Raw genomic sequence first — 12,517 nt, forward strand, 5'->3', positions numbered from 1 at the left:
ACATCATCTCATGGGGCATGGTTATGGCGGTTTATTGGGGTACTTCGGGCTCGGATACTTACAGCGGCACTTCGGAGGCGGATACGATCTATGGCTATCCGGAGGCGCTAGCGCCCAGTTCGGTGATTGCCTCTGGTCTTTACCGGCCACTTTTCGCGACGGCGCCGACGGGTGATACGGATCGGCTGTTCGTGGTGTCCCAGGGCGGAACGATCAAGATCCACGACCTGAACGATCCACAAGCCACCCCTAAAACGTTTCTCGACATCAGCAGCAAGGTCAACAACAACACCGAAGCTGGGCTTCTCGGATTCACCTTCCATCCGGACTTCGCCACGAACGGCAAATGCTACGTCAATTACACGACGCCCGATCAGCCCGACGGCTCAGGGCGGAAGCAGGCCATTGTCGAGTACACCTTCGATCCTACAGACCTGAGCAAGGCTCCGACGGAAAAGACGATCATGGTGATCGACTATCCGCAGCAGAATACGCATCACCGTGCGGGCTGGCTCGGATTCGGTCCGGACAGCATGCTCTACATTGCAACCGGTGAAGATACGGTCGCGACCAACGCGCAAACAGTCGTGAACGCCAATGGCACAATCAACCATCTCGGCAAGATGCTCCGCATCGACGTCAGCGGAGATGGCTTCCCAGCCGACGAGGATCGCAACTACAGAATTCCCACCGACAATCCCACTGAGTTTGCCAATATCGTGGGTGAGCTCCCTCAGCCTTCTGAAATCTGGGCGGTTGGCTTACGCAATCCTTGGCGTGCAAGCTTCGGCCCAGATGGCACGCTTTATGTCGCCGATGTCGGTCAGAACACCTACGAAGAAATTAATATCGTCAAAGCCGGCGAAAACTATGGTTGGCGTCCGACAGCCGTTGGCGATGGCCCACAGAACATTCCGGGCTATACGGACCCATATCATTACTATGGCCGTGATGTCGGCGGCTCTGTGACCGGAGGGTATTTCTATTCGGGCCAAGGATCACTGAATGGGAAGTACATCTTCGGCGACTTTAACGTCGGCAAAATCTTCGCCATGGATGTCAGCGGAACCTCTCCCGATGTCGACGACGTCACTAATCTTTTCCGGGATCAGAACGGCATCCCCCTTCAGTTCGGGCACTTGTCGTCCTTCGGCCTCGATGGTCAGGGGAGACTCTATGCTATCAGCTATGCCGACAATAGCTGGGGCAACGATACCGGCCGCATCTTCCGCCTGAGCGACAACACGCCAGTCCCGGACGAGGGTGACACTCTGAACGGCGCCGAAGGCAACGACACCATCTACGGTGGCGGCGGCAACGACATCATTCGCGGCGGCGACGACGACGACCATATCTATGGCGGCACGGGTAACGACATCATGTATGGCGACGCCGGTGCCGACACGCTGGAGGGCGGCGAGGGCGACGACATCTATTATGTCGATTCCGACGACACGATCGCTGGAGAGAGTGCCGCGGACGACGACAACGACTTCGTGGGAGCGTTGGGCTCATTCGTCCTGCAGAGCGGTCAAGAGATCGAGATCCTTCAGGCCGATGATTCAGAAAGCGAGATATCGCTCGACCTGACCGGCAACGAGTTCGCGCAGAGCCTGATCGGCAATGCAGGCATGAACCGGCTGGACGGCAAGGGTGGCGCGGATAAGATGGAAGGCTTACGCGGCAACGACACCTATGTGGTGGACAATGCCGGCGACGAAATCATCGAAGCCGCAAACGAAGGCGCCGACACAGTCGAGTCGACGATCGACTTCAGCCTCTCTGCGAAAGACAGCTACGGCAACCTTGAACACCTGACGCTTCTCGGCACCGCAATGCGTGCAACCGGCAATACCGGAGCCAACGTCATCACCGGTAACGACGTGGCGAACGAGCTCGATGGCGCGACGGGACAAGATACGCTCAAGGGCGGCGACGGCAACGATACCTATTTCGTCTACGGCCATGGCGAGACGATCGAGGAGTTCAGCGGCAAGGGGACGGACACGGTCGTCATTCGCGGATCGTCCTTCATGCTTGCGGACAATGTCGATATCGAGATCCTGAGGGCCGATGGAACCAGGGAAGTCACCGATATCATCGGCAACAACCTGGCCAACAGGATCTATGGCAACAGCGGTGCCAATCGGATCGACGGCGGTGGCGGCAATGACGAGGTTGTCTTCACCGGGAACCGTTCAGACTACACGATCGAGCGCAGGGAGGACGGCTCGTTCATCCTTCAGGACAACCGCGGCACCGGCGGTGATGGGGCCGACACCATCTTCAACGTGGAGATCTTCACATTCAATGACGGCTCCGTCACGGCAGGGAACCTGACTAACCCGGCGCCCACGGGGATCCTCATCGACACCGATGTCGTGGACGAGAACAGCGCGGCCGGCAAGGCCGTTGGAACGTTCACCGCCGAGGATATGGAGGGTGATACGCATGTCTTCGCGCTCACCGACGATGCCGGCGGGCGCTTCACCATCGATACCGCGACCGGCGCGCTCAAGGTCGCGGACGGCGTCCGTCTCGACTATGAACAGGCAACATCGCACAGCATCACCGTGAGAGTGACCGATGGCGCCGGAGCGTCGATCTCGAGGACGCTCGCCATCACCGTTCGCGACGTCCTGAACGAAAGCGCCACCGGCAGCACCAATGGCGACCGGATCCTCGGCGGGAACGGGCTCGACACCTTCTCCGGTGGTGCCGGCGACGACACGCTCGATGGTTCTACGGGCCACGACCTGCTGAATGGCGATGCCGGCAACGACTCCCTCATCGGCGGCGTGGGCAACGATGTGCTGAATGGCGGGGCGGACAATGACACGCTGAACGGCGATGCAGACAACGACACGCTGAACGGCGACGCCGGCAACGACTTCCTGTTCGGTGGCGCCGGCAACGACCTTCTCAGCGCCGGCGACGGCAACGACCGGATCATCGGTGGCCTCGGCAAGGACACGCTGACCGGCGGCAAGGGCAAGGATGTGTTCGTCTTCGACGACAAGGAGACCGGCTCGTCGAAGAGCAAGGCGGATTATATCACCGACTTCAAGGGCAAGGAGGGCGACCGGATCGACCTCAAGCTGGTCGATGCCGACAGCAGGAAGAAGGGCGACCAGAAGTTTTCCTTCATCGGCGATAAGGCCTTCACCAAGGCCGGTCAGGTGCGCGTCGAGAAGACGAAGAAGGAAACCTTCGTCTACCTCAACACCGACAGCGACAAGGCGGCCGAGGCCGTGATCAAGCTGAAGGGCTCCATCGATCTCAGCAAGGGATGGTTCGTGCTGTAAGGCTGTCACACATCTCTTGCGCGATCCCAGAGCTGTTTCCACTTGCGTGGAATCAGCTCTCTTGCGTGCATTGCCGCATTTTTTGAAGGCGAACCGGATCCACTTCGCCGAAAAATGCTCCAGGATCGCGCAGATCACGAATGCCGCGACGGGCCTCCCACCGGGAGGCCCGTTGTGTTAGGGCACATCCCAACAGGGGATGCCTATGCGCACGTTCGAAGATTTTCCGGCCGGCCTCGCCCAGACTCTCGGGCCCCTCACGGTCTCGAAGGACGACATCGTCGCCTTCGCGCGGGAATACGACGCCCAGCCCTTCCATGTGGACGAGATCGCCGCCAGGGACAGCTTCATCGGCACCCTGATCGCGTCAGGATGGCATTCCTGCAGCCTCAACATGCGCCTCGTCGCCGACGGACTGCTGCTCGATTCCTCCGCCATGGGCGCGCCGGGAATCGAGGAGGTGAAATGGGTGAAGCCCGTCAGGCCGGGCGACACCCTGCGCTCGCAGATGACGGTGCTGGACAGCAGGATCTCCAAGAGCAAGCCTTCGCTCGGCCTCGTGCGCTTCCATTTCGACATGCTCAACCAGGCCGACGAGAAGGTGCTCGGCCAGACCAACTGGGTGATGTTCGCAACCCGGGATGCCGAGCCCTTCTCGGACGTGAGCCGCAATGCGCTCGCCGCCGCGAAAGCGCCTCCCGGAACCACCCCCAGGCGGGAGATCCCGCCGGTCTCGGCCAATCCCTATTTCGAGGACCTCGTCCTCGGCGAGACCGAAGAACTCGGCTCCTACACGTTCACGGCGGACGACATCATCGGCTTTGCCCGGCAGTTCGATCCGCAGCGATTCCATGTGGACGCGGAAGCCGCCAAGGGCAGCCTGTTCGGCGCCCTCTGCGCCTCCGGCTGGCATACTGCAAGCGTCTGGATGAAGCGGATGGTGGGCTACCGCGAGCGCACCCGCGCCGATGCCCTTGCCCGCGGCGAACGGCCCGCCCGGCTCGGCCCCTCCCCCGGCTTCTCCAACCTGAAATGGGTGAAGCCCGTCTATGCGGGCGACACGATCGCCTACCGCTCGACCGTCACCGCCAAGCGCGCCTCCGCCTCCCGCCCCGGCTGGGGCCTGGTGTTCCACCACAACACCGGCACGAACCAGCACGGCGAGGAGGTTTTTGCGTTCGACGGAATGGTATTCTGGGAAAGGCGGGGGTGAGTTCTTCTCCGTCCCCCTTGTGGGGAGGAATCAAGGGTGAGGGTGTATGCGATCACCGTTGAAGGTATGGCGCGGGTTCATCTCTCCTTGAGGGAGAGGTCGGACCTTTAGGTCCGGGTGAGGGGTTACGCCCTGTCCGGAGAAACCTGTGCCCCCTCACCCTCGCTGCGCTCGACCTCTCCCCACCGGGGAGAGGTGATGCCTGCGGCAGCCTCGGTGTTGACCCGGAGAAGTGGCGCCGGCGCCCCACCTCCAGCTCCTCCCCACTGCAGTCGGGCAACGCCCGATCAATGCCCCTCGAAGCTCACGAGGCTGCGCACATCGACGCCGAGATCGCGCAGTTTTTGCGCGCCGCCGAGGTCGGGCAGGTCGATGATGAAGCAGGCGGCGACGATGTTGGCTCCGATCTGCCGCAGGAGCTGGGTCGCCGCCACCGCCGTGCCGCCGGTGGCGATGAGGTCGTCCACCAGGATCACCCGCTCGCCCTGGCCGATGGCATCCGTGTGGATTTCCATCTCGTCGACGCCGTATTCCAGCGAATAGGCGATGCGCACCGTCTCATGGGGCAGCTTGCCCTTCTTGCGGATCGGCACGAAGCCTGCGGAGAGCTGGTGCGCCACCGCCCCGCCGAGGATGAAACCCCGCGCCTCGATTCCCGCCACCTTGTCGACGCGTCCGCCGGCGAAGGGGTGGACGAGTTCGTCCACCGCCCGCCGGAACGCCCGCGCGTCGCCCAGAAGGGTCGTGATGTCCCGGAACACGATGCCGGGCTTCGGATAATCCGGGATCGAGCGGATCGCATCCTTCAGGTCGGTGATGAGACGCTGGTCCATGCTTAAGCCTGCCATAGGTGAAAAGGTTGATGTGATCCGAGGAGCCGTGCCATGGCCGAACAACCCGCCCGAACCGTTCTCAGCGACATCGACATCCCCTTTGGAAGCCTAGTTCTGTTCTTCGTCAAGGCTTCGCTCGCCGTGATCCCGGCCGCCATCATCGTCAGCTTCATCCTGGCCGTCATCGGCTGGATCTTCCGCGCGATCTTCGGCTTTGGCCGCATGACCTGGATGATGACTTAGGCTTCCTCAGGGCTCGAGCACCCGCCCCGCCACCGCATCGAGCTTTTTCAAAAGCTCCGGATCGCGGGCGGAGGGCGCGGTCATGATGGCCCCTTCGAGCGCCCGGTCCGAGCCCACGGGGCACGGCTCGTGCTCGGCCGGGAAGTCCTTTGCGACACGCGCGACCAGGCGCGCGACCGTGACGGCGTTCTGGTGCGCGACCGCGACGACGGAGGCCACGTCTACGTTGTCGTGCTCCGGGTGCCAGCAATCGTAATCCGTGACCATGGCGATGGTGGCATAGGTGATCTCGGCCTCGCGGGCGAGCTTGGCCTCCGGCATGGCCGTCATGCCGATCACGTCGTAGCCGAGTTTCTTGTAGGTCATCGACTCGGCATAGGTCGAGAATTGCGGGCCCTCCATGCAGACCAGCGTGCCGCCGAGGGTGAACGGGATATGTTCGGCGACGGCCGCATCAGCAATGCGCTGGCGCAGCAGCGGCCCGACCGGATGGGCCATCGGCACATGCGCCACGCAGCCCTTGCCGAAGAACGAGCTCTCGCGCCTGTGGGTGCGGTCCACATACTGGTCCACCAGCACGAAGAAGCCGGGATAATACTCGTCCCGGAACGAGCCGCAGGCCGAGACGGAGATCAGGTCGGTCACGCCAGCCCGCTTCATCACGTCGATATTGGCGCGGTAATTGATGTCGGACGGCGACAGGCGGTGCCCGCGTCCATGACGTGGCATGAAGGCGATGGTCGTTTCGCCGATGCGGCCGATCCGGAGAGCGTCGGAAGGCTCGCCCCAGGGCGATTCGATGCGCTCCTCGCGCATGTCCTCGAGCCCGGGGAGGTCATAGACGCCCGATCCGCCGATGATTCCTAGAACCGCCTTCGTCATTGTCGCCCTCGCCTGTCTGGAGCCGCCCGGCCTTCATAGCCGAGGGCGGGCCACACCCCAAGCCCACCGCGAAAAGATGTGGCCGGTTCGCAGACGCGCCTCATATAGAAAGGCTCGACCGTCATCGGTGAAAAGGCAGATCGTCCATGACCCAGGCCAAGCGCCCCTCCTTCATCCGGCACTACGAGGAACTCCAGAGCGACGGCACCGCGGTCTTTCGCGGCTCGAAGGAGTTGCGGAGCATCAACTCGGCCTTCTCCGAGGCCCTCGGCCTGACGAAGCTCGGCATCCACCACGAATTGCTGCCGCCGGGCCGGCGCACCTCTTATCCGCATGCGGAGAGCTCGGAGGAGGAATTCGTCTACGTGATCGAAGGCACGCCCGATGCATGGATCGACGGCGAGCTTTTTCGCCTCCGCCCAGGCGATGCGGTCGGCTTCCCGGCCGGGACCGGGATCGCGCACAGCTTCCTCAACAATACCAATGAGACCGTCCGGCTCCTGGTGGTCGGCGAGGCGAACAAGGACGAGAACCGGATCGTCTATCCGGTCAATCCGGAACTGCGCGCCCACCGCACCGATTGGTGGGACGACGCGCCGGTGCGTTCCCTCGGGCCCCATGACGGCAAGCCGCGCCGGCCGGGCTGATCAGCCAAGCTGGAACGAGGCGAGTTCGTCGGTCACGAGGCAGGGAAAGACGGTCTCGCGGACGAGCCTGATCCGTGAAACGGGCGCTACGATGGACAGGGGTTGGGTCTCGACACGCTCGACCACCTCGTCGGGAATGGATCCTTTCGTCCGATAGCGCGCCAGGGTCGAATGGATCAGGTCGTAGACGATCGGCTTCTGGCCCGGCGGTGGGGGAATCTCGCGGAGGATCCTTTCACGGATCGCTGCGATCAGGCCGCTATCCTCGGCCGCCGTCGCAATGATGGCGGTATTGGTTACCTTGATCCCGGAGAAACGCAGGTCGAGGGCCCGATGACCGGTGCAGAGCTCCTCCAGGATGGTCCGGATCCGAGGCGCTATCTGCCGCCAATAGGCGTCCTTGTCATAGTCTCCCCACACGGTCATCAGCGGATAGATGGTCACGTGCAGCCCATGCTTGGGCCCGACATGCAGGGGTTCCGGCCAGAGCGCGGTAAAAGCCCGCTGCACCTCCGCGAAGGCCTCACGGGTCTCGGGCTCAAGGCTGGGCTGGACGTGGTAGGCGAGGCAGGGCTGGCCCCAGATGGTGTCGGCGATCGTCTGCAGCATGGAATTTCACGCCCAAAGAAAAAGGCCCCGGAGCGGGGCCTTGATCCGTTTTAAGGATTGTGGGTCATCGGAGGCGTGGCGTGGCCGTCGACCTCGCCGCCCACCCGGGCCCACACCTTCTTCTTGGTGAAGTAGAGCAGGCCGGAAAGGACGAGCAGGAACAGCATGACCTGGAAGCCGAGGCGCTTGCGGGCCTCGAGATGCGGCTCCGCGGTCCACATCAGGAAGGCGGTGACGTCCTTGGCGTATTGCTCGACCGTCTCCGGCACCTGGGGCTGACCGGCCTCGTTCTTCGGATACTCGACCTGGCCGTCGCTGAGCGGCTTCGGCATCGCGATCACATGACCCGGGAAGTAGTGGTTGTAATGGCCGCCCTGAGGAACCTGGAAGCCCTGAGGGGGCTCCTCGTAGCCGTGAAGCAGCGCCGTGACGTAGTCCGCGCCGTTCTCGGTATACTGACGGAACACGTCGGTGATGAACCAGGGGAAGCCGCGCTCGTAGGTGCGGGCCTTGGGCATCAGGGACAGATCCGGCGGAGCCTTGCCGCCATTCGCTGCCGCGGCCGCATTCTCGTTCGGGAAGGGCGACGGGAACCGGTCGGCAGGGCGGCCGGGACGCTCGAACATGTCGCCGGCGTCGTTCGGCCCGTCCTGGATCTTGTACTCCGCCGCCAGGGCGCGAACCTGGGCCTCGGAGAATTGCGGGCCGCCGGGCTCCGACAGGTTGCGGAAGGCGACGTAGCTCAAGCCGTGGCAGGAGGCGCAGACCTCCCGGTAAATCTTGAAGCCACGCTGGAGCTGCGCGCGGTCGAAGGTGCCGAACGGGCCCTGGAAGCTCCACTTGAGCTGCGGCGGGACCGGGGTCTCGCCGGCGGCGAAGGCCGGAGCGGCAAGGCCGAGAACGGCGGCTGCGATGAGAAGAGTACGCTTCATCATTGGTCTGTTTCCTCTACTCTCGCATCAGCCCTTGGATTGCGGCTCGGCATTGGCGCCGGCCGGAATACCAGCCCCGCCCTTCGCGGCCATGACGGATTCGAGGATCGAATTCGGCAGCGGCAACGGACGCTCGACGAAGCCGAGCACCGGCAGGACGACCAGGAAGTGGGCGAAGTAGTAGACCGTGCAGATCTGGGAAGCGATCACGTACCAGCCCTCCGCCGGGCGGGAGCCGAGCCATCCGAGCACCACGCAGACGGCCACGAAGACCCAGAAGAACTGCTTGTAGAGCGGGCGATAGGCCGTGGAGCGCACCTTGGAGGTGTCGAGCCAGGGCATGAAGCACCAGATCACGATGGCCGCGCCCATGGCGATGACGCCGCCGAGCTTGTCGGGAATGGCGCGCAGGATCGCGTAGAAGGGCAGGAAGTACCATTCGGGCACGATGTGCGAAGGCGTCACGGACGGGTTCGCCGGGATGTAGTTGTCCGCATGGCCGAGATAGTTCGGCATGTAGAACACCCAATAGGCGAAGAAGAGCATGAAGACGACGACGGCGAAGATGTCCTTGATCGTCGCGTAGGGCGTGAACGGAACCGCGTCCTTGCCCGACTTGATCGGAATGCCGGTCGGGTTGTTCTGGCCCGGCACGTGCAGCGCCCAGATGTGGAGGGCGACGACGCCCACGATCATGAAGGGCAGCAGATAGTGCAGCGAGAAGAAGCGGTTGAGCGTCGGGTTGCCCACCGAGTAGCCGCCCCAGAGGTAGCTGACGATGGTGTCGCCGACGACCGGGATCGCCGAGAACAGGTTGGTGATCACGGTGGCGCCCCAGAAGCTCATCTGGCCCCAGGGAAGCACGTAGCCCATGAAGGCGGTGGCCATCATCAGAAGGAAGATGATCACGCCGAGAATGTAGAGAACCTCGCGCGGCGCCTTGTAGGAGCCGTAATAGAAGTTCCGGAAGATGTGGATGTAGACGGCGACGAAGAACATCGACGCGCCGTTGGCGTGCAGGTAGCGGAGCAGCCAGCCGTAATTCACGTCGCGCATGATGTGCTCGACGGACTGGAAGGCCATCGCGGCATTCGGCGTGTAATACATGGCCAGGAACACGCCCGTCACGATCTGCGACACGAGCATGAAGGCCAGGATGGCGCCGAAGGTCCAGAAATAGGTCAGGTTCCGCGGCACCGGGAAGGCGATGAACGAGGAATGGACGAGACCCGCGATCGGCAGACGGCTCTCGAACCACCGACCGAAGGCGCTCTTGGGAACATAGGTTGTGGAATGCTGGCTCATTGTATCGCCTGATCGTCGCTTAGGTTACGCCGTAGCTTCTTGACCGATGACGATCTTCGTATCGGACGTGAAGGTATAGGGCGGGATCGGCAGGTTGATCGGGGCAGGACCGCCGCGGACGCGGCCCGAGGTGTCGAACACCGAGCCGTGGCACGGGCAGAACCAGCCGTGATACTCGCCCTGCTGGCCGAGCGGGACGCAGCCGAGATGGGTGCAGTTTCCGTAGACGATGAGCCACTGGGCATGTCCCGGCTTGACGCGTGCCGAGTCGGCTTGCGGATCGCGCAGGGAGGACACGTTCACGTCCTCGGCCGCCTTGATCTCTTCCGCCGTGCGGTGGCGGACGAAGATCAGCTTGCCGCGCCAGAAGAGCTTCACGATCTGCCCCTCGGCGATCGGCGTCAGATCCACTTCGACGGGAGCGCCGGCAGCCTTCGTCGCCGCATCCGGCGCCAGGGAGCTGACGAACGGCCATACAAGGGTGGCTCCGCCGACAGCGGCGGCCGCGCCCGTGGCGATGTAAAGGAAATCGCGCCGTGTCGGCTCAGCGACATGAGTGGTGGTCTCGGCCACTTGGCTCTCCAGCATTGATCAAAAAACGAGAACCGCGCACCGGCAATGCCCTGGGAACCCAGGCATTTGGCACACGAGGTCCAAGAATGGAACAAGCATGCGTGCCGAAGCGGGCGCAATGCGACTGGGAGTCGCCGCGCGGTGGCTGTTTGGCACGGCCAAGCCCGGCTGTCCATAGCGGGATTGGAGTTGTTCCAGCCTGTGGCTCAAAATGCCGCCGGTCCTTGCTCCGCCAAGCTCTCCCTTGACGAAGGCCCCTCTTCCCCCGATGACGGACCGCATGCCCCGCCTCGCCATCTACCAGCCGGACATCCCGCAGAATACCGGCACCATGCTGCGCCTGTCCGCTTGCCTCGGCGTGCCGGTCGAGATCATCGAACCTGCGGCCTTCGACGTCTCCGACCGCAATCTGCGCCGCTCGGGCATGGATTATCTCCATCACGCGACGATCGCGCGGCACATCTCCTGGCGTGCCTTCGAGGGTTGGCGCCGGGAAGCGGGTGGGCGGCTGATCCTCGCCACCACGAAGGGTGCCATTCCCTATGCCGGTTTCGCCTATCGGGAGGACGACATCATCCTGGTCGGCCGTGAATCCGCCGGCGTGCCGGACGAGGTTCATCAGGCAGCCGACGCCCGGGTCGTGGTGCCGATGCAGGCCGGCATGCGCTCCCTCAACGTCGCCGTGACCGCCGCCATGATCCTTGGCGAAGCCCTGCGGCAGACGAACGCCTTTCCGCAGGTCGGGACCATGAACCCGTGATAGCAAAACACCAACCTCATCCTGAGGAGGGCCGCAGGCCCGTCTCGAAGGAGCTTCCAGTGGTCTCTGGACCCTCCTTCGAGACGCAGACTTCGTCTGCTCCTCAGGATGAGGTCTGACCTGAAAGACAGCACTGCCATGACCGATACGAACGCCGTCGAGCGCCTGCAGAACGAGGCCCCTGTCTGGTTCGCGTTGCTGCGTGACCGGATCTGCGCCGCCTTCGAAACGCTGGAGGAGGAGGTGACGTCCCCTCTCCCCCCAGAGGCTTCGGAGCCGGGTCGCTTCGAGCGCACGCCCTGGGAGCGCAAGGATCATAGCGGTGCTCCGGGTGGCGGCGGCGTCATGTCGATGATGCGTGGCCGCGTGTTCGAGAAGGTCGGCGTCCATGTCTCGACCGTCCATGGCGAGTTCGCGCCGGAATTCCGCGGCCAGATCCCGGGTTCGGACCAGGACCCGCGGTTCTGGGCCGGCGGCCTTTCGCTCATCGCCCATCCCTGGAACCCGAATGTTCCAACGGTTCACATGAACACCCGTTTCGTGGTCACCACCAAGCCCTGGTTCGGCGGCGGCGCCGACCTCACTCCTGTGCTCGACCGTCGCAGGGGGCAGGACGATCCGGACACCGTCGCCTTCCATCGCGCGATGGAGGAGGCCTGCGGCACCCATGCGCCGCAAGGCGCCTACGAGAAATACAAGACGTGGTGCGACGAGTACTTCTTCCTCAAGCACCGCAACGAGCATCGCGGCATCGGCGGCATCTTCTACGACTACCACTGGACCGGAAACCCGGATGAGGATTTCGCCTTCACCCGCTCCGTCGGCGAGGCCTTCCTCAAGATCTATCCCGAGATCGTCCGCCGCAATGTCGCGAAAACCTGGACAGACGAAGACCGGCATGAACAGCAGGTGCGGCGCGGGCGCTACGTGGAATTCAACCTGCTCTACGACCGGGGTACGATCTTCGGCCTGAAGACCGGCGGCAACATCGCCTCGATCCTCTCATCCATGCCACCGACGGTGCGGTGGCCTTAGCCGAGGTGCTATCCGGGCGGTCCAGGCGATCAGGTATCCCGAAACACACGACCTTCCATAAACCTTCCACGTCATCACCGGCCTTGTGCCGGTGATCCCGATTAATAAAAGCGCTGTGCTCCACAGGATCGGGATGGCCGGGACGAGCCCGGCCATGACATGGAAGTCTCGCCCGCTTGA

At 63.3% G+C, this 12,517-nt stretch carries 12 protein-coding genes; 6 read left to right on the forward strand and 6 right to left on the reverse strand.

Annotated features, from left to right (window positions below; all coding sequences use genetic code 11):
- The first annotated feature begins 23 nt into the window (after positions 1-23).
- Both JKL46_RS24395 and JKL46_RS24400 read left to right on the forward strand, forming a co-directional pair.
- Positions 24-3,305: a PQQ-dependent sugar dehydrogenase gene (locus JKL46_RS24395; protein ID WP_201838276.1), complete on the forward strand. Its 3,282-nt coding sequence runs from the start codon at positions 24-26 to the stop codon at positions 3,303-3,305.
- Positions 3,306-3,510: 205 nt separating this feature from the next.
- A complete protein-coding gene (locus JKL46_RS24400) occupies positions 3,511-4,518 on the forward strand; it encodes a MaoC family dehydratase (RefSeq protein ID WP_246529497.1) in 1,008 nt (335 codons plus the stop codon).
- A gap of 287 nt (positions 4,519-4,805) precedes the next feature.
- Here the strand turns inward: JKL46_RS24400 and JKL46_RS24405 are convergent, their stop codons facing one another.
- Positions 4,806-5,351, reverse strand: coding sequence for an adenine phosphoribosyltransferase (locus JKL46_RS24405; protein WP_201838278.1), 546 nt, complete (start codon positions 5,349-5,351; stop codon positions 4,806-4,808).
- 51 nt (positions 5,352-5,402) lie between these two features.
- On the opposite strand from JKL46_RS24405, the gene JKL46_RS24410 reads away from it, so the two are divergent.
- Positions 5,403-5,594 carry a hypothetical protein gene (locus tag JKL46_RS24410; RefSeq protein ID WP_201838279.1) on the forward strand — a complete coding sequence of 64 codons (192 nt, stop codon included), beginning with the start codon at positions 5,403-5,405 and terminating at the stop codon, positions 5,592-5,594.
- 6 nt (positions 5,595-5,600) lie between these two features.
- Here the strand turns inward: JKL46_RS24410 and JKL46_RS24415 are convergent, their stop codons facing one another.
- Positions 5,601-6,476 carry an S-methyl-5'-thioadenosine phosphorylase gene (locus JKL46_RS24415; protein ID WP_201838281.1) on the reverse strand — a complete coding sequence of 292 codons (876 nt, stop codon included), beginning with the start codon at positions 6,474-6,476 and terminating at the stop codon, positions 5,601-5,603.
- A 146-nt stretch (positions 6,477-6,622) separates the two neighbouring features.
- On the opposite strand from JKL46_RS24415, the gene JKL46_RS24420 reads away from it, so the two are divergent.
- A complete protein-coding gene (locus tag JKL46_RS24420) occupies positions 6,623-7,123 on the forward strand; it encodes a cupin domain-containing protein (protein WP_201838283.1) in 501 nt (166 codons plus the stop codon).
- Here the strand turns inward: JKL46_RS24420 and JKL46_RS24425 are convergent, their stop codons facing one another.
- Genes JKL46_RS24425 through petA form a run of 4 tightly spaced genes read right to left on the reverse strand, consistent with a single transcriptional unit; the run spans position 7,124 to position 10,557 of the window.
- A complete protein-coding gene (locus tag JKL46_RS24425) occupies positions 7,124-7,732 on the reverse strand; it encodes a 2'-5' RNA ligase family protein (protein ID WP_201838285.1) in 609 nt (202 codons plus the stop codon).
- Between the two features lie 50 nt (positions 7,733-7,782).
- Positions 7,783-8,667: a cytochrome c1 gene (locus tag JKL46_RS24430; RefSeq protein WP_201838287.1), complete on the reverse strand. Its 885-nt coding sequence runs from the start codon at positions 8,665-8,667 to the stop codon at positions 7,783-7,785.
- 24 nt (positions 8,668-8,691) lie between these two features.
- A complete protein-coding gene (locus tag JKL46_RS24435; RefSeq protein WP_201838289.1) occupies positions 8,692-9,969 on the reverse strand; it encodes a cytochrome b in 1,278 nt (425 codons plus the stop codon).
- A 24-nt stretch (positions 9,970-9,993) separates the two neighbouring features.
- Positions 9,994-10,557, reverse strand: coding sequence for a ubiquinol-cytochrome c reductase iron-sulfur subunit (gene petA / locus JKL46_RS24440; RefSeq protein WP_201838291.1), 564 nt, complete (start codon positions 10,555-10,557; stop codon positions 9,994-9,996).
- Positions 10,558-10,822: 265 nt separating this feature from the next.
- On the opposite strand from petA, the gene JKL46_RS24445 reads away from it, so the two are divergent.
- Together JKL46_RS24445 and hemF are read left to right on the forward strand one after the other, a co-directional pair.
- On the forward strand, positions 10,823-11,302 hold the full coding sequence (locus JKL46_RS24445) for a tRNA (cytidine(34)-2'-O)-methyltransferase (RefSeq protein WP_201838293.1): 480 nt from the start codon (positions 10,823-10,825) through the stop codon (positions 11,300-11,302).
- A 138-nt stretch (positions 11,303-11,440) separates the two neighbouring features.
- Positions 11,441-12,337: an oxygen-dependent coproporphyrinogen oxidase gene (hemF, locus tag JKL46_RS24450; RefSeq protein ID WP_201838295.1), complete on the forward strand. Its 897-nt coding sequence runs from the start codon at positions 11,441-11,443 to the stop codon at positions 12,335-12,337.
- The last annotated feature ends 180 nt before the right edge of the window (positions 12,338-12,517 follow it).

Source organism: Microvirga zambiensis WSM3693, assembly GCF_016735695.1.
Classification (GTDB): Bacteria; Pseudomonadota; Alphaproteobacteria; order Rhizobiales; family Beijerinckiaceae; genus Microvirga; species Microvirga zambiensis.

Coding starts and splice junctions, on each gene's coding strand:
- JKL46_RS24395 (WP_201838276.1), top strand. CDS start 24: ATGGCGGTTTATTGGGGTACTTCGGGCTCGGATACTTACAGCGGCACT.
- JKL46_RS24400 (WP_246529497.1), top strand. CDS start 3,511: ATGCGCACGTTCGAAGATTTTCCGGCCGGCCTCGCCCAGACTCTCGGG.
- JKL46_RS24405 (WP_201838278.1), bottom strand. CDS start 5,351: ATGGACCAGCGTCTCATCACCGACCTGAAGGATGCGATCCGCTCGATC.
- JKL46_RS24410 (WP_201838279.1), top strand. CDS start 5,403: ATGGCCGAACAACCCGCCCGAACCGTTCTCAGCGACATCGACATCCCC.
- JKL46_RS24415 (WP_201838281.1), bottom strand. CDS start 6,476: ATGACGAAGGCGGTTCTAGGAATCATCGGCGGATCGGGCGTCTATGAC.
- JKL46_RS24420 (WP_201838283.1), top strand. CDS start 6,623: ATGACCCAGGCCAAGCGCCCCTCCTTCATCCGGCACTACGAGGAACTC.
- JKL46_RS24425 (WP_201838285.1), bottom strand. CDS start 7,732: ATGCTGCAGACGATCGCCGACACCATCTGGGGCCAGCCCTGCCTCGCC.
- JKL46_RS24430 (WP_201838287.1), bottom strand. CDS start 8,667: ATGATGAAGCGTACTCTTCTCATCGCAGCCGCCGTTCTCGGCCTTGCC.
- JKL46_RS24435 (WP_201838289.1), bottom strand. CDS start 9,969: ATGAGCCAGCATTCCACAACCTATGTTCCCAAGAGCGCCTTCGGTCGG.
- petA (WP_201838291.1), bottom strand. CDS start 10,557: ATGCTGGAGAGCCAAGTGGCCGAGACCACCACTCATGTCGCTGAGCCG.
- JKL46_RS24445 (WP_201838293.1), top strand. CDS start 10,823: ATGCCCCGCCTCGCCATCTACCAGCCGGACATCCCGCAGAATACCGGC.
- hemF (WP_201838295.1), top strand. CDS start 11,441: ATGACCGATACGAACGCCGTCGAGCGCCTGCAGAACGAGGCCCCTGTC.